The following is a 15,148-nucleotide window of genomic DNA, read 5'->3' as shown; positions in this document are numbered from 1 at the left end:
AGTATAGCAGCAGACTTAATCGAATGTTGGTTCCTCTGCTCAAAATTTAGAAAGGGCCCCTCGAGATCGACGCTGATCTGCCAGTCCGGACGATTGATCAACGAGGAAAGCGAAACGGTCGGAAGCGCGTGTCGCGCCAAGCGCGGGCACCAGGCCAGGCGCGATGGGTTCGTAGTGGCCTCCCAACAACTTTTGCCCGACAAACTGTCCGTCGCGGTCCTTCCGGCTGACGCGGGTAATTGGACGCCAGCTTGTCGGAGTCGACGCAGATGGTGCGACCTCAAGGGCTCAGGGCGTCCAGGGCCCTTTGTGCTGCGATGAGGTCGACGATTGGATACCTAGTGTTAAATGTGTCGACCACCGCTTGCAGACGCGTCGCAGCCTCATGGACACGACCTTGACGTGCCAGAACTGGTGCCAGTTGCGTTGCGGCGCGAAGCTCGAAGAGTCTCGCTTGCTGCCGACAGGCAGTGGCAATTGCCGTTTCGAATAGTTGTGTGGCACCCGTCAGGTCACCTCTGCCCGCGGCGATTTGGCCACGAAGGCGAATGCATTCTGCCAGGTAGCTCGCTTCGTCCGTATCGAGAACGAGCGTATCGACATCATCAAGCATCTGCGATGCCTCTTCGATGCGACCCGCGCGCACGAGAAGATCACAAAGTTCGCATGCTTTCTCAGGGGTATGAAATACGACGCCGTGCGCACGCCAAATAACCAAACTCTCCCGGACGTCATCGATGCCGGCATCCAGTTCACCTAGATGCGAGCGGGCATGGCCACGCCACCTAATGCCGCTGCTTCGACGCGCCGTATAGCCATGCAGTTCGCAAATCTCGACAATCTTCGTAGCGTTCTCAAGGACTTCCTTGTATTGACCAAGTAGCGCGCACAATTCGCAAAGCCCGAGAAGACGCCACGCGAGTTCGAAAGGCTTATCGACCTGGTCAGAATTTCGAATTAGGCGCTTTTTCTCTTCGACCGCATCGTCAAAGAAACCCAATATGATCAGCGATTCGCTAAAATATTCCTGGGCAGCGACACGGAGTTGATCGAACAAGATACCCCGATTTGGGTCAATATGATCAATCAAATCTAAGCCATTCCGCAAAGCTTCAGCTGCCTGCGGTTGTTCTCCCCGGCTATAATGAGCCATCCCCTTGGTTGCCCAAAGACCGCTTAGATAGGCCGGCGGAAGGAGATCGGCACAGTCTGCGAGCTGCTTTTCCGCCAGGGTCAGGTAATCGTGATTGCGCCCAGTGGCATAAAAAAATGGAGCGGATGAAAGCGCAACGTCACATTGCAATTCGACCGATGCAGTGTTCGCGGCAGCAAGACGTGCATCTTCAAGCGTCTTCCCAAGGCGCTCAGAACGATACCCTTCAGCCTGCATCAAGGCATTGGCCATTGCAAGGTGGAGACGTGTCATCCGTTCGGCGCCGCCGAGCACATCGCCAACTCTCCTGCCGCAGTGAATAGCACTGGCAAAGTGCGATACGGCTTCCCTGATGGCAGCTCTGGCCACGGCGGCCACTCCCGCCTTTTGCCAGTAATCGAGCGCGCCTGCCCAATCCCCAGCTTCCTGAAGGTGGTGCGCGAGGAGCTCGGGTTGCGTTTCAGTGATTTCGGTCCACTTTTCTTCCAATACATCTGCGACACACTTATGCAGCTCCTGGCGCTTAGCGCGCAGCAGCGTGCCATAGGCTGCGTCCTGAACGAGCGCATGCTTGAAGAGGTAAGTGGCCAGTGGCGGCGTCCCGCGGCAGAACACCAGACCAGCGCCGACGAGTTGATCCAGTGCGTCATTTAGCTCAGCGGCATTTCGCTGTGCGACTGCTGCCAGCAATTCGTAGGAGAACTCCCGACCGAGAACCGCGCCGATTTGTGCGACCTCCTTAACAGCTGAGCCGAGGCGATCGAGCCGCGCCATCAACGAGGCATGCAGCGTGGCGGGAACGTTCAACGCCGTGGCGGCAGCTCGTGAGAGCACCGTCTTTGCGTTGCCGCTCTCCAACACCGCCTTGGTCAGCTCCTCGACGAACAGTGGCACCCCATCCGTGCGCTCGATGATCTCCGCGACCACGTCGCTCGGCAGCTCTGCGGTGCCGACGACCCGCTGGACCAGCGCGGCGCCTTCACGACGACCGAGCCGATTGAGGACCATAACCGTGACGTGCGACTGCCCGATCCACGGTGGTTGAAACTCGGGGCGGAAGGTGAGGAGAAGCAGAACCGGCAGGCGCGGCACCCGTTCGATGACTAGGTCAAGCAGCTCGCGCGAGCTGGGGTCGATCCAGTGCACATCCTCGAAGAGCATCAGCACTGGACCTTGTCGCGCCAGATCTTCGAGCTGCCTGAGCAGCGCATTGAAGGTTTTCTCTTTCTTACGCTGCGGCGCCAGTTGGAGAGGCGGGAAACGGCCGTCGGTCGGCAACGACAGCAGCTCAGCCAGCAGCGCCCCATCCTCCGACGAGGCCGGCCCAAGCAGGGCGCCAAGCTTATCCAGCTTCGTCTCAGGCGGGTCGTCGCGCTCCAACCCGGCAGCGCGTTCTAGCTGCGCAATGATCGGGTGGAGCGCGCTGTCTTGACGGTGCGGCGAACAGAAATAGCGCAAGCGGGTGTGTGGCTCGTTCTGGATCCGCTCCTGCAAGATGAGAGTGAGGCGCGATTTTCCGATGCCGGGCTCGCCTGAGAGCAGCACCACACGACCTTCACCACTTTTCGCGCGCCGCCAGTGGCGCTGCAGCAGGTCGACCTCCTCCTCACGCCCGACCAGCGGCGTCGGCATCGTCCCATGCATTGCCTCGAACCGGCTTTCGACAGCACTCTCACGAATCACTTGATAGGGATGAATCGGCTCCGGAAAGCCTTTCACCTCGAGGGCGCCAAGATCGCGATATTCGAAAAGATCGCCGACCAGCTGCCGCGTTTGCGGCCCGATCACGACCGCTCCGGGTTCTGCGAGAGCTTGCAGGCGGGCGGCGAGGTTCGGCGTCTCGCCCACGACGCCGCGCTCTTGCCCTTCGCCGGCGGTGATCAGATCGCCAACGACGACTTGTCCGGTGCCGATGCCGATACGAACCCGCAATGGCTCGGGCTGCGGGAGTCGCCTGACGGCATCGACGAGAGCAAGGCCAGCGCGCACCGCCTGCTCGGCGGCGTTCTCGTGCGCCTGCGGGTAACCGAAATACACCAAAACTCCGTCGCCCATATATTTGGCGACAAAGCCGCCGAAGCGGGCGACCGTAGAGGCGACACAGCGGTGATACGCTCCGATGATCTCACGCAGATCCTCGGGATCCAGACGCGTCGCCAGCGCCGTCGAGCCGACGAGATCCACGAACATGACGGTCAGCTGTCGACGCTCTGCGCTTGGCTCCCGGCTGCGGTTCTGAGCCGCAATGTCATCGGTGCTCGCGTCGGGATGTCTTGACGACGGCCCCAGCGTCATTACCGCCTTGAGGAATCGCTTGCGATGACCGAGGAGCATACCGAGCTTCTCGAGGTCGGCATCGGTCAACTCCGGCAGGACTTCCGCGTCGATCGCGTTGTCGCGAAATGCCTGCTCGTATTGCTGGAGGCCGAGGCCTCGCAACCAAGCGGCAACGTCCACACAGCTCTCCCAAGGCTGAATTCGGTTCCTCAGCCGCAATATATTAGCTCAGATGCCAGAAGAATGCTGTAGATTCGGATCGAAGCTGGAGGTCCCACTCGAAGAAGCGCGGCTTTCAGTTCGGCCTAGTATCGCGGCGTGGCCAGCTTTTGGCAGGCGGTCGTTCCATCGATTGCCTCCCTCCGACACCGGACATCGCCGGTTCAGCCAACCGGGAATTGGCGCAAGCGCTCTTTCGCCAAAGGCCATGCGCTCGCCGGGATCATCTCCCGCGGTTCTTCCAACCGCCGGACCTTCATAACGACGGCGGCACCATCCGCGCATCGCGCGGGCGGGATGTCTTCGCGAGGTTCAGCTCCTCGCCGACCGGCGACACGCACTTGAGCTTCCCGCCCATGATTTTTCCGGAAAGCACAACGAGACAGTGCGCTATTTCGAGCGCTGGCTGCAAAAAAGGGAGTTTTCCTTTGCAGAGGATTAGTGCGCCGCCTCTCCCGACGAAGTCCGAAGACTCGCGGAGAACTGGCGAGCAGACTGCATTGTCAAGCGGAATGGCCGGTGGATGCGGTAACAAGGGTACAGAAGACGCCGAGACAGTTTACCTGGTCGCCAAGCCCTACCAGCACCCGTGCGCTGCGCTCGTTCACTTGCACGAACCAAGGATTGCGAGCGCCTTCGACAAAACGTCTGATGAAGTCGGGCCGATCAGAAGGCTCGATGACCGGATCGCCGAGTGCGAACCGGTGCTTCATCTTGGTTTTACATGTCATTCTGCTAATATATAATAAGAGCACACCGCGCGAGGCGCGGTAGTTGGAGGATGCCAGTGCGAAACCGCTGGACCATTCTTGCTGTTTTGTTCGTCACTCGTGCCGCCTTCGTCTTTCAGTTTGGGAGCGTAGGGGTCCTCGGCCCGAGCCTCGCCGATATTGGCACCCTTATTGGCCGCCACGTCCCCTGGCAGTGCCAGTGGCGCGCTGGACTTCGGCGCAGTCGTGCTCCTGGTTTGCCCAGCCAATTCTGTGGTTCTTCCGCAATATCGTTGCTGGCCGGAGCCGGTCTGCCCTCCATCGACGTAATCGCGGAAGCAAAACTATTGGTCTCCACGGTGGAGAAGCTAGTAACCAGAGACCGGAACACGGGAGGATGAGATGACTTTCAATCATTGTCTGCTGGTCGTTGTTTTCACGTCCCTCTGCCTCGGATCTGCCCAGGCCCAGTCCGCGAAAGAAGCGATCGAAGCCGCTAATGCAGAGTTCGTGAAAGCATACAACAGTAAGGATGCGGCTGGGGTTGCATCGAAGTACGCGGAGGACGCGGCTGCATTCCCGCCAGATACGGCGCGAGTCGACGGCCGCCAGAATATCCAGAAACTATGGCAGGGCGCGATCGACATGGGCATATCGGAGCTCAAGCTCACCACGCTTGAGGTCCAGGAAAGCGGGGGTTTTGCATATGAGTCTGGGACTTTCTCCGTCAAGGCACCGGGTAAGGATTCGAAGTTGGTGGATGAAGCCGGGAAATACGTGGTGGTCTGGAAGAAAGGACAGGACGGCGGCTGGAAGCTCTACCGGGACATATGGAACTCCGATTCCGGGAAATGATGGATAGCTGGTGCCCAAGCAGGTCATTTGCAGGAGGAGCACATGGCGAAACTCACGGTTGACCAATACTTGATGACGGCGGCCGCGCGACTTGCCCATCTGACGCAGATTTATGCGATCATTTTTTTTGCCAGTATCGCGAACATGGTCGCGATACTGGCGTACGGACCATCAGCAGGACTAGCCGCCAGGGTCGCGCTCGCGACGATCGTGGTCGCAGTCACAGTTTATGGTGTCTTGGCAGCCAAGGCTGCCATGGATGACTTAAAGGCAATGCTGGACGATGCGGTCGAGGACTTCTCGGCTAGCCGCTTCGGCGATCACCTTAAGCAGATACCTGTGGTGCTGTTCATCGGAGTAAGCATCATCTTCGTTCTTGCGATGGGGGTGACGCAGCTATGGGCGATCATTTCGGCCTGACTGGGCTGATTTCGAGCCGGAGGACGCGGTCAATCAGATGGGAGGAAAGCTCGCCACGTCGATCGGCGGCGAGAACCATGCCAATTCTCTCGCTAGCTTATATGTGATTGCCCGCTGAGGCGGCGCTATTGGCAGTAACCATGAAGGAGCCAGGTCCTCCGATAACGTGCCGCTCGTAACATTCCGGAATAGTCTCGCCATTTTCAACGGCGTGACCGATTGGCAGGCCGTTGATCACGATTGATTTCTGAAGCGGCCTGACAGGAAGTTTGTCCAAGGCTTCCTACCACCAGACTTGAGCCTATCGCATCCTGGCGCCCGCCGTGGCCGAATGCACACTATGGCCGCCGCTACCCTCGCCAAGGGCGGCGGCATCTCATTAAGTGAGGCTGCTTGCGCGCGCTCGAACGCTGCGCCATCCTGCGGCTTATGAGCAACGCCTTAAATTTGCCGGCTGAATTGCGACAAACCTTTTCTGCGCAACGTCGACTTGTTGTCGACCACGCCGGCAACGAGCTCTTTGTCGGCCTGAGCCGCGACGAGTCCGAGCGACTGGCCGGCTACTGGCGACAACCGGCGAGCCTGGATCATCAGGAACGTAGGGACAAGATTGCACTGGAGGAAGGGCATCAACGTGCCAGGATTTGGTGGCAACGAGCCCTCCTGGCTCAAGACGGGTCAAATGTGGAAATGTCAGCGGAACAAGCTTTCGAGATTGGCAGGTCAGCTTGGGACCGACGACGAGCCCTTTCCGGGGGGCCGGACCATATCCTGGATTTTGATAAGATGATTGCCAAGGTGCCGCGCGACGTTAGACTGGCGGCAGTCCATGGTTGGCTCAATGCATACGATGATGAAGCTGACCGATTGCGTGCCGTGTCCCGCAACTGAATTCCCGTCACGAACATGGCGTCTACATCGGGCAAAAACCGCATATGGTGCTATGCAATTGCCAACTGCCGCAAACGGGATCATGCTGGGACGGGTTCTCCCCGTCCTAGGTGTCCCCCCTAGGCCCGGCGGCTTATCACTCCCCAAGATTAGTTGGCCGCCGGGCCGCCCTTCATGGGCTTCTTCCTACCGCCGCGGCGGTCGGCGTAATGTCAGGCGTGTAGATGACGCCGACTGCCTTGCCGCCGCATCTGGCGCACCGAAGCTTCGGCTTCAGATCGCATTCCATTGCCGGCGCGTCTGGCACGAAACGGTCGCGGAGCTTCACCAGGTCGAGCACCTGGCTGTGATGGCACGGGCTGGTCTGGCGATGCGCTGTCACTTTCATGCCACCGTCGACCAGCGTTTGGAACGTCAAAGCCTTCCCATAGCGAGGCGTTGCGAAGCATCTCCTCGCCTTCAGGAACTTCACCCGACCGACAAGGGCCAGGCTTCAGCCATTCGGCCTTTTCCTTCTTCGGCGGCGGCGCGCCCTGCGGCCAGCAGGTCGATACGCGCGATCTGCGGCAAGTCATCTGGCACGAGCAGCCGGGGGCACGAGCCGCTGGAACTGGGTGCATGAGCAACCGGACGCATCACGCCGCTGCTCGACGAGCCGACCTAATGCGGCGGTTGGCTCATGACGAAGGCGGTAGCACCACCGGGCGATTTCGAGAAAAGCTTTCCGTTGGAACTTCGCGGCAGAGCGCCCGTTTGCTTGCTGTGTTTAACAGGAGACCACAGACCATGGATTGGAACCGCGTCGAAGGAAACTGGAAACAGGTGAAGGGCAAGGTCAAGGAACAGTGGGGCAAGCTCACCGACGATGACCTGGACCGCATCGCCGGCAAGCGCGACCAGCTCGAAGGCAAAATTCAGGAACGCTATGGCCTCGAAAAGGACCGCGTCCGCCGCGATGTCGATGACTGGTACAACATGCAGGGCTGGTAATCACTAGCCGGCAGGTTGGCGAGCGCAGCGGAGCTAGGGCCGCTTGCTATCGCTCGCAGGTTGCATGATGCTTCCTGCGGGGGAGGGAGATGCAGAGGTTTCTTTCGCATCTGGTTTGGGGTGTCAGTCCCATGGATATGTTTTTGGTCATGGCACGATGAGGTGCTTGCTGGGGTTCGATCTCACCGGGGCAAGCGCTTGGTGCGTCACCGACCTCTATCTGCCGGTCAGGCGTCATGGGCATACCGCCGAACTGATGTAAGCGTGCCAGCGGCGCTTGCGGCGGCAATGGCCTTGGTTAGTTGGGTTGTCACCGCGTTTGGGGGTATTCAACTAAAGGGATACCCGTTCCTTCAGCTCAGGATCAGAAAACTCCGATTCGACAACAACCCCTAGTCTAGATATTCCATAGTCGAGGCAGCGGTGTCGCCGCCGAAGGGGAGGAAGAAAGGCAAAGCCGAATGATTGAAACCTGGCCTTGGCGGGGCTCGTGAGAACCGTTAAGGGCGAGGAGACGCTTCGCCACGCCACGCTGCGGGATTTTTGGGAGGAGACTTAAATTGGGCAGGGTAGATGGCCGGCACCAGATCGGGGAGGTTACCCTGGGGCAATCAGGCTGTGAGTATCCGCCGACGTTGCTGTTGGTGCCTCTCGAAAATCGCGACCTTGTCGGGATAGCCGATCCTCACCTTGGCTTCGCATCGATCACACCTGAACCTGGAAATGGATTTCAACCATGAGCCTTTCCGTGTGATCTGCTGCCCGCAACTGGGGCACGCGAACGTCAACGCTACATCCCGCAATTCGTCTGATATGGGCATTTCACTGATCCTCGCCACGCTTTTCGAAGCGCCTACGACAGAGGGGACGCCTCTGGCCGCCGGCGGCTGTTAACTCCAAGGTCCGGTGCCAGTTTCGGCGCAGACCCCTATGTGCTCCGGTTAGACTTCGGTCTAATGACCGTCTGTGTCGGAAGGCACACCGAAGAGCAAAACTCGCCGGGCGAAGACCCCAACAGCCTCAAGCCCGGCGAGCCTGCAACCTGATCACAATGCGCAATCAGGACCGGGATCAACCGGCCGAAAATGCGTCGCAAGCTGGATACCAACTTTCTTTCCCGAAATGGCACATAAGCTGGTGGAAACCGGCCAGTTCGGGTTTTGATGCAGGTTCACTAATATTACGGTTGCTTCAGCCGATTCGTATCCCCGGATCGGTCAGGCCCGGCGGTCAACCCAACGCCACCCCAACGGACTGCCGGGCCGCCAGCGACGACGTTTCAGTGTTCATTTCCCGATGGCCTCAGACCGCTTTTCCCGCGCGGATCATCAGGTCGGCCGCGATCGGCCGGCGCAGTTTTTGCTGCAGCGGATGAGCCTGAAGCGTTGAGGCTGGGTTGACCGTTACGCTGATCAAGCACCAAGGTCTGACTTCCCAACCCAACCCTGCATTATGCGGTCGGCCAGTATGGCGAGAAACGCAATCGACAGGCCAGCGATCAGACCCATGCCGGCATCGGCCTTGCCGAGCGCGACATAGACAGCCTGCCCAAGATCGCGGGTGCCGACAAGCGCTGCAATGGCGAGCATCGACAAGGCCGCCATGATGGTCTGGTTGAGCCCCAGCATCACCACCGGCAGCGCCAATGGCAGCTTGGCGTGGAGCAGCGTCTGTGTCGGGGTCGCGCCCATCTGCTCGACCGCCTCGACGACATCGACACGCACATGCCGCAAGCCATGTTCGACGTAGCGGATCGGCGGCACGATGGCATAGAGCATGATGGCGATCAGCGCGGTGAATTCCCCGACCTTGAAGAACATCAGCGCCGGAATGAGAAAGACGAATTGCGGCATGGTCTGCAGTGCGTCGCAGGCCGGCTTCAGGATGCGCGAGACGCGGTCGCTGTAGGCGGCCCAGACACCTAGCGCACCGCCGATGGCCAGGCACAGCAGCACCGCCAGCGTACAGAGGTAGAGCGACTGGATAAGCTGGGGCCACAGCCCGCTGACCAGGATCAGGGTAAAGCCGGCAAGCGCGAAAAGGCCAAGTCCGATACCTGCCACCTGTGAGGCAAGCAAGGCGACGCCAAGGATAAAGACCGGCCAAGGCAGACCGAGGAAGCCGGTGAACAGGATCAGGCCGGCCGCCAGCGCGACCATGCCGGCCCGCCACCCGAAGCCGCGTGTCGATAGCGCGGCGGCGGCCAGGATGAGCGCGCAATATCCAGCCGCCATCGACGCCGATAATGCAAAGCCCCAGAGCGCAGGTGTCGGCTCCCGAAATGCCGATCCTGAGCGGCAGCAGCAGGCTATAGAGGACGCTGTTGCGCACATCGTCGAAGAACCAGGCATAATCGCGCACCAGGCCGAGCAGCCATTGATTGACCCCGCCGACCTGCATGCGCAGCCCACTGGCAGGCAGCAAGCTCTCGTCAGGCCACAAGACACGAATGGCAATCGACAGCGCCGCGGCAAGCAGCAAGAACATCGCCAACCTGCGGCCGGTTATCCATGTCATGGCGGCCGTCGGTCCGGTCGGTCGTTCCTTGGCAAAGCCGATCGTCAGGCGATCGACGAGGATGGCGAGCAGCGCGATCACCAGGCCGGACAGGATGCTCTGGCCGAACTCGGCCTTGCGCATCGACGACAGCACTTCCCAGCCGATGTCCTCGAAGCCGCCGATGATGGCGGCGACGATGACCATCGACAGAGCCGCCATCGTCGTCTGATTGAGGCCGACGAGAATTTGCGGCAGTGCGGTCGGCACTTCGACCTGCCAGAATTGCTGGCGGCGCGTGCAGCCGCTCATCAGCCCGGCCTCGCTGATATCGGATGGCACGCGGTCGAGCCCGAGCATGGTGTTGCGCACCATCGGCGGCGTCGCGTAGATGGCGCTGGCGATCAGCCCGACCACAGGGCCGAAGCCGAACAAAAGAAGCAGCGGGATAAGATAGGCGAAGGCAGGCACGGTCTGCATCAGGTCGAGTGCGCCGAGCAGTGCCGGCCGCAGCCCCGGTCTGCCATGACCCAACACGCCAAGCCAAAAGCCAAGAGCAACGGAGATCGGCACGGCCAGCAGCACCAGCGACAGCGTGCTCATGCTTTGCGGCCAGTAGCCGGCAAGCAGGATGTAGGCGAGCGCCAGCACGGCAAAGGCGGCGAGCTTCGCACCACTCGATTTCGAGGCGAGTACCGCGACAGCCAGCATTACCGCCGGCCACGGCAACCAGACGAGGACCAGACGTGTAGCCCGCATCGGTGCATCGAGCACGGCCGAAAGCGCGCGGAAAGCCGGCTGCACGATCGCGACGACGATATCCGTCACGGTGTTGATGCGCTGGACATCAAGGCGCACGGCAGCGACTTTTCCCGCACCTCGGCGCCAACCGGCCCTGGCGCCTCGCCTCAGCAGCAGCCGAGCATTCCGGAAAGCCTGTGGCCGGAGCTATCGCGGCGCGAGCGCGAGCTGGTGCAATTGATCCTCGCCGGGCATCCGACCGCCAAAATCGCCGAGCGGCTCAGCATCACCGTCGGTACGGTGAAGAACCACCGTCGCCGCATTTACGAGAAGCTCGACATCACCACCGAGCGGGAACTATTCCTGCAATTCTTTCAGCATCGGGGTCCAGCAATTTAGCCGCTAGTGGGTTGGCTGTCTAGCTCGGGAAATGCCGGAGAAACCCACGATTTGGTCGAGAAGCCTGACACACAGAGCTTCCGCAGCAGCCTCCGGTTGAGCGGTCTCTGTTCTGATCACAGTTCCACAGTCGGCGGCACTCTATGCTTCTTCGCCGACCCGCTCGGCTATCGCGAAAGCTTGAAGGTTCTTCGCCTTACCTTGATCTTCTTCAGCATGGGCGATGATCGAATAGAAGGCTGCCCTGGCGATGCCCCTCTTTGAGGCATTCGGATGCAGCTTCTTAACGGCCTTCATTAGCTGCTTGGGCTTCATGTCCGGCGTAACGACGCGCATCAGAGTGTCGGCAATGGCTTGCATCTCGTCAGTGTTCATCTCTCATCTCCAACAATGTGATCGGCATCTACGACCTGCAGTCGCTTGAAAACGAAATCCGATTGCGCGATTGTCGTTCCCCTTAACATAGGTGAACGATGCGCCAAAGTGAAAGAGATGCGCCTTTCGTGCCGACCGAGTTCCACGTAACCACGGTTGAGGATGAGAAGGGGGCGTTTGGCATCCTCTCCATTCGGACGACGGGCGGCTTATTAGACCTTGCCTTGGACCGCGAAGCAGCGGATGCCCTCGTCGAGGCAATAAGTCGGCTTCATGAAGAGCTTGACGAAAACCAGGGTTCTACAGGTGCCGGCGCAAGCTAACGACGCCAGCATCTGAAAGGCTCGGCTCCTTTATTGGTCATCCCGCCTCATGCCGGCCGTTGATGCCAGCTTTGCCACGGCCTAAGCGGACATTCGCGACGACCACGCTCTAAATCGCGATTTCGCCACCTGCAGCCATTGATCAGCGAACACCCGATTGGTTTAATTCAGCGAAGCCGACATTGGCCTATGGCAACAATGCAGGAAAGGCACTGTCAACCAAGCCGTCTGCGCTGCCTGGCGGTTCTGAACGATCCGAAGCGAAATTCCATCGCTGCGAAAATCAGGCTACGCAGCTCAAAAAGCAATTTCCTTGCCGATCAACATGTCTCAACATGGAAAAAGCAATGCTTTCCCGTGCTTTATGTTTCCTGTAAGGGCCGCTTGCAAATGTCGATCAGGGGCAAAATAGTGGCTGGGGTGAACCGATTCGGGCGGTAACAAGGGCTCAGGGCGATGAAGATGCGGCACAACGGTTCTGCCACACCGGAACAGCTTGCGATGCTTACCGAGGCGCTTAAGGAGCTTGGAGCCGATCTGCCGTTGGACAGCCCCGAGCGCGATACCCTGGCGGCAGAGATCATGATGCTGTTTGAAAACGGCATCGAGACGCTGGACGAGATAAAGGCAGCGCTCTCAAAAGCATAAAAAAGCCCGCCGACCGGAGGCGACGGGCAGTACTGGAGTAGCCTGGATGCGCAAATTGGCAACGTGCGCGGCAGGGTACTCGGGAACAGCGGAAAGCCCGGGTTGTTCCCCCGGATACCTGTGTCTCGCCCGTCAGTCGCAATGCGCGCGAGACGAACGTCTTATCCCTCAACTGATAAGTCCTCAGTGTGAAACATTTTCTAAAGACGGGATTGGAGAGGTGCTGGCGAGCAATAGTCCCTTCATTGCCAGTTCGTGGATGCCCACCATTACCTGCGATGATGGTGGGCATCTACGAGGATAAGGGTGTCGGTTTGCCGATTTGCCGAGAACTTGACGACGGATGCCTCACGCGGCGCCGCGGCTTGGATATCCCGAGAAACTGCACCTCTTTGAGAAGCACTGGCATCTGACGGGGGACTCGCGGAACCCGCCGGGGCCTGCCTGAGCCAAGCCTTTCGAGGACGTCTAATCCGCCATAGCGCCGAGCGGTAGTTCAAACCGTAAGCAACGCGTCCTCGTCTCTGATCCCAGCCAAGTGATTTGCTGAGAGGCGAGACGCTACAGGCTCCGGCGAAAATGCCGGGGCCCGTAATTGCGGTCAGACTTGACTTAGCCCCCGTTAGCAGGTGCCGGGGCGGGTTTGGCCGGAGCAGCGGGTTTGGAAATCGACGGTGCGGCCGGTGCCTCAATCTTGGGCGTGTTGACGCTCACGTTCACATCCTTCCCTCCGCTACCATTTAGGTTAATCACTCCTGTGAAGAACAACAACACAACAATTGCGATGATGCCAAGGATTACGGCAACGACTGTTCCGCCGCTTCCGGAGTTTACGACTGTAGGTCCGTCAGGCATGACTTCTCTCCTTCTTGAGTTTTCACTCTAAAGAAAAGAGAACTTTGGAGTATTTGTTCCACTCTCGGGCCACAGTCCCACTATACGTGGACCGAAGTCCCCTGAGCGAAAATCCCGTCAAGGGCTGCGCTATATCCCGCAAGAAGAAGGCTGGCAGCGGCTAGGTTGCACCCGACACAAAGCCCGCCGGCACGAGCCAGCGGGTGTAGGTTGGGATGGAACAGTGGCCTGCCGTGGTCACGGCTTTCAGGCGCACGTGGGCTACAACATGTCAAGATCACGCGGTTCCGTGACCTTGCGCTCGCCCGATTTCGCACATGCGCCCGTCTTGCGCTTCAATTACATGAGTGATCCTGAACATTGGAGCAAGTTTCGGCACGCTATCCGTGTCACGCGTGAAATCTTCGGCCAGGCGGCTTTCGAGACTTATCGGGCGAGGAAATTCAGCCACGCTCCAAGGCGTAGACGGACGGCGTTTTTGCGTGAGCATCTCGAGAGCGCTTTCTACCCGTGCGGCACCTGCCGGATGGGCTCTGCAGATGATCACATGGCGGTGGTGGACCTAGAAACCAGAGTCATCGGGGTTGAAGGCCTGCGCGCTGCGGATAGCTCGATATTCCCCACAACACCTGTGGGAATCTAAACAGTCCTTCGATAATGACGGGCGAGAAAGCGGCGGACCACATTCAAGGAAAGCACCCATTGCCTCGTACAAATCAGCAACCTTGGATTAGCCCTCGTTGGGCGACGAGCGACCGCTGACGGACACCTGCTCAGCTTTCCCGCTCGCTGGCGGCGATTTCTCGCAACCAATCCCGCAAGGTGTTGGCGGCAGGGGAAAGCGTGCGATTGTCGTTCCAGGTGAGATAATAGCCGCCTGGCGCCGGCAGCTCGAGATCCGTGAGCCTGACCAGCTTTTCTTCGTCGATTTGGGCTTTGACCAGGCGGTGCCATCCGACGGCAACGCCCTGGTCCGCTTGCGCTGCCTGGAGCGCAACGAAGAATTTGCCGAAGCGGCGGCCGCGGGTCGGGCCATGCGGCACGCCGGCGCGGCGTAAGACCTCGTCCCAGCCAGCCCAGTCGGGGTCAACCCAGTCGACATGCAGCAGCGGCAGGTCGGCCAGCGACTCCGCAGTTGCGCCCCGAAGCTTGCTTGCAAATCCCGTTCCGCAAACGGGGTAGATCGTCTCGTCGAAAAGCAGCTCGGCATTTTCGTCTGGCCATGAACCGAATCCGTAGCGGATGCGTAGTTCGACCTCGGCGCGACGATAGTCGCGCGGACTATCGGAGATGAGGTGGTCGACGGCAATGTCTTGGTACCGTGTCCAGAAGTCCGGCATGCGCGGGATGAGCCACATCGATGCGAAGGCATCCGAGCAGGCCAGCGTGACATTCTTGGAGCGGTCGCCGCGCTTCACATTGCGGACGATGTCCGCCGCTCGCGAAAAGCCGCTGGCCAACACACTGTAGAGGTCCTCGCCCGCGCTGGTCAGAGCCACGCCGGTTCCCAGCCGGTTAAACAACGGCACTCCGAGCTCGTCTTCGATTGCTTTGATCTGCCGGCTGACGGCGCCGGGTGTGACGTTCAGTTCCGCGGCCGCCAATTTGAACGAGCGATGACGGGCCGAAGCCTCGAAAACCGCCAAGGCGGTCAACGAGGGCAGGTCGTAGTAGCGGCGAACCATCTCAAGTTTCCCCCAAACACTTCGATGATCGCGCGGTGCGACGACTTGAGCAAGAGATGCTCGATTTACCGGAAAACCATTACAGGAAGAGAGGCCTGCGTTCTCGACCGG

At 59.7% G+C, this 15,148-nt stretch carries 13 protein-coding genes and 3 pseudogenes; 7 read left to right on the top strand and 9 right to left on the bottom strand.

Features of this window, described 5'->3' with window-relative positions:
• Positions 1-280: 280 nt before the first annotated feature.
• Positions 281-3,610: an AAA family ATPase gene (locus FJ974_RS29350; RefSeq protein WP_140537641.1), complete on the bottom strand. Its 3,330-nt coding sequence runs from the start codon at positions 3,608-3,610 to the stop codon at positions 281-283.
• A 542-nt stretch (positions 3,611-4,152) separates the two neighbouring features.
• Positions 4,153-4,362: a hypothetical protein gene (locus FJ974_RS29345; RefSeq protein ID WP_181177265.1), complete on the bottom strand. Its 210-nt coding sequence runs from the start codon at positions 4,360-4,362 to the stop codon at positions 4,153-4,155.
• A gap of 399 nt (positions 4,363-4,761) precedes the next feature.
• Between FJ974_RS29345 and FJ974_RS29340 the strand changes: the two genes are divergently transcribed.
• Both FJ974_RS29340 and FJ974_RS29335 read left to right on the top strand, forming a co-directional pair.
• Positions 4,762-5,214 carry a YybH family protein gene (locus FJ974_RS29340; RefSeq protein WP_140537644.1) on the top strand — a complete coding sequence of 151 codons (453 nt, stop codon included), beginning with the start codon at positions 4,762-4,764 and terminating at the stop codon, positions 5,212-5,214.
• A gap of 42 nt (positions 5,215-5,256) precedes the next feature.
• Positions 5,257-5,634, top strand: coding sequence for a hypothetical protein (locus FJ974_RS29335; RefSeq protein WP_140537646.1), 378 nt, complete (start codon positions 5,257-5,259; stop codon positions 5,632-5,634).
• A gap of 97 nt (positions 5,635-5,731) precedes the next feature.
• Here the strand turns inward: FJ974_RS29335 and FJ974_RS30505 are convergent, their stop codons facing one another.
• Positions 5,732-5,872: a DUF1194 domain-containing protein gene (locus FJ974_RS30505; protein WP_226891710.1), complete on the bottom strand. Its 141-nt coding sequence runs from the start codon at positions 5,870-5,872 to the stop codon at positions 5,732-5,734.
• A 155-nt stretch (positions 5,873-6,027) separates the two neighbouring features.
• Here FJ974_RS30505 and FJ974_RS29325 point away from each other — a divergent pair, with 155 nt between their 5' ends.
• Positions 6,028-6,525, top strand: coding sequence for a hypothetical protein (locus FJ974_RS29325; RefSeq protein WP_140537649.1), 498 nt, complete (start codon positions 6,028-6,030; stop codon positions 6,523-6,525).
• A gap of 172 nt (positions 6,526-6,697) precedes the next feature.
• On the opposite strand, the gene FJ974_RS29320 is transcribed toward FJ974_RS29325, so the two are convergent.
• A complete protein-coding gene (locus FJ974_RS29320; protein WP_226891676.1) occupies positions 6,698-6,943 on the bottom strand; it encodes a hypothetical protein in 246 nt (81 codons plus the stop codon).
• A gap of 368 nt (positions 6,944-7,311) precedes the next feature.
• Here FJ974_RS29320 and FJ974_RS29315 point away from each other — a divergent pair, with 368 nt between their 5' ends.
• Positions 7,312-7,515 (top strand): CsbD family protein, encoded by a 204-nt coding sequence (locus FJ974_RS29315; protein WP_140537651.1) that lies wholly within the window; start codon positions 7,312-7,314, stop codon positions 7,513-7,515.
• A 1,412-nt stretch (positions 7,516-8,927) separates the two neighbouring features.
• Here FJ974_RS29315 and FJ974_RS29310 read toward each other — a convergent pair.
• Both FJ974_RS29310 and FJ974_RS30500 read right to left on the bottom strand, forming a co-directional pair.
• A complete protein-coding gene (locus FJ974_RS29310) occupies positions 8,928-9,749 on the bottom strand; it encodes an ABC transporter permease (protein ID WP_181177262.1) in 822 nt (273 codons plus the stop codon).
• A gap of 391 nt (positions 9,750-10,140) precedes the next feature.
• A pseudogene (locus tag FJ974_RS30500) lies at positions 10,141-10,614 on the bottom strand (ABC transporter permease subunit); the annotation flags it as partial.
• Between the two features lie 231 nt (positions 10,615-10,845).
• Between FJ974_RS30500 and FJ974_RS29300 the strand changes: the two are divergent.
• Positions 10,846-11,151, top strand: a pseudogene (locus FJ974_RS29300) (helix-turn-helix domain-containing protein); the annotation flags it as partial.
• Between the two features lie 141 nt (positions 11,152-11,292).
• Here FJ974_RS29300 and FJ974_RS29295 read toward each other — a convergent pair.
• Positions 11,293-11,526 carry a hypothetical protein gene (locus FJ974_RS29295; RefSeq protein ID WP_140537656.1) on the bottom strand — a complete coding sequence of 78 codons (234 nt, stop codon included), beginning with the start codon at positions 11,524-11,526 and terminating at the stop codon, positions 11,293-11,295.
• A 779-nt stretch (positions 11,527-12,305) separates the two neighbouring features.
• Here FJ974_RS29295 and FJ974_RS29290 point away from each other — a divergent pair.
• The gene (locus FJ974_RS29290; RefSeq protein ID WP_140537659.1) at positions 12,306-12,497 is read left to right on the top strand and encodes a hypothetical protein; all 192 of its coding nucleotides are present in this window, start codon (positions 12,306-12,308) and stop codon (positions 12,495-12,497) included.
• Positions 12,498-13,109: 612 nt separating this feature from the next.
• Here the strand turns inward: FJ974_RS29290 and FJ974_RS29285 are convergent.
• Positions 13,110-13,352 (bottom strand): hypothetical protein, encoded by a 243-nt coding sequence (locus FJ974_RS29285; protein WP_140537661.1) that lies wholly within the window; start codon positions 13,350-13,352, stop codon positions 13,110-13,112.
• Positions 13,353-13,548: 196 nt separating this feature from the next.
• Between FJ974_RS29285 and FJ974_RS29280 the strand changes: the two are divergent.
• Positions 13,549-14,114 (top strand): annotated as a pseudogene (locus tag FJ974_RS29280) (GMC oxidoreductase); the annotation flags it as partial.
• A gap of 11 nt (positions 14,115-14,125) precedes the next feature.
• On the opposite strand, the gene FJ974_RS29275 reads toward FJ974_RS29280, so the two are convergent.
• The gene (locus FJ974_RS29275) at positions 14,126-15,037 is read right to left on the bottom strand and encodes a LysR substrate-binding domain-containing protein (protein ID WP_140537662.1); all 912 of its coding nucleotides are present in this window, start codon (positions 15,035-15,037) and stop codon (positions 14,126-14,128) included.
• Positions 15,038-15,148: the final 111 nt, after the last annotated feature.

This window comes from Mesorhizobium sp. B1-1-8 (assembly GCF_006442795.2).
Taxonomy (GTDB): domain Bacteria; phylum Pseudomonadota; class Alphaproteobacteria; order Rhizobiales; family Rhizobiaceae; genus Mesorhizobium.
Note: the sequence above shows the minus strand (reverse complement) of the source record. Positions and strands in the feature narration are given on the sequence as shown.

Bases quoted from the DNA above. Each gene is read 5' to 3' on its own strand.
- FJ974_RS29310 (WP_181177262.1), bottom strand. From the start codon at position 9,749: ATGGCGGCTGGATATTGCGCGCTCATCCTGGCCGCCGCCGCGCTATCG.
- FJ974_RS29290 (WP_140537659.1), top strand. From the start codon at position 12,306: ATGAAGATGCGGCACAACGGTTCTGCCACACCGGAACAGCTTGCGATG.
- FJ974_RS29275 (WP_140537662.1), bottom strand. From the start codon at position 15,037: ATGGTTCGCCGCTACTACGACCTGCCCTCGTTGACCGCCTTGGCGGTT.
- FJ974_RS29340 (WP_140537644.1), top strand. From the start codon at position 4,762: ATGACTTTCAATCATTGTCTGCTGGTCGTTGTTTTCACGTCCCTCTGC.
- FJ974_RS29285 (WP_140537661.1), bottom strand. From the start codon at position 13,352: ATGCCTGACGGACCTACAGTCGTAAACTCCGGAAGCGGCGGAACAGTC.
- FJ974_RS29345 (WP_181177265.1), bottom strand. From the start codon at position 4,362: ATGAAGCACCGGTTCGCACTCGGCGATCCGGTCATCGAGCCTTCTGAT.
- FJ974_RS29295 (WP_140537656.1), bottom strand. From the start codon at position 11,526: ATGAACACTGACGAGATGCAAGCCATTGCCGACACTCTGATGCGCGTC.
- FJ974_RS29315 (WP_140537651.1), top strand. From the start codon at position 7,312: ATGGATTGGAACCGCGTCGAAGGAAACTGGAAACAGGTGAAGGGCAAG.
- FJ974_RS29335 (WP_140537646.1), top strand. From the start codon at position 5,257: ATGGCGAAACTCACGGTTGACCAATACTTGATGACGGCGGCCGCGCGA.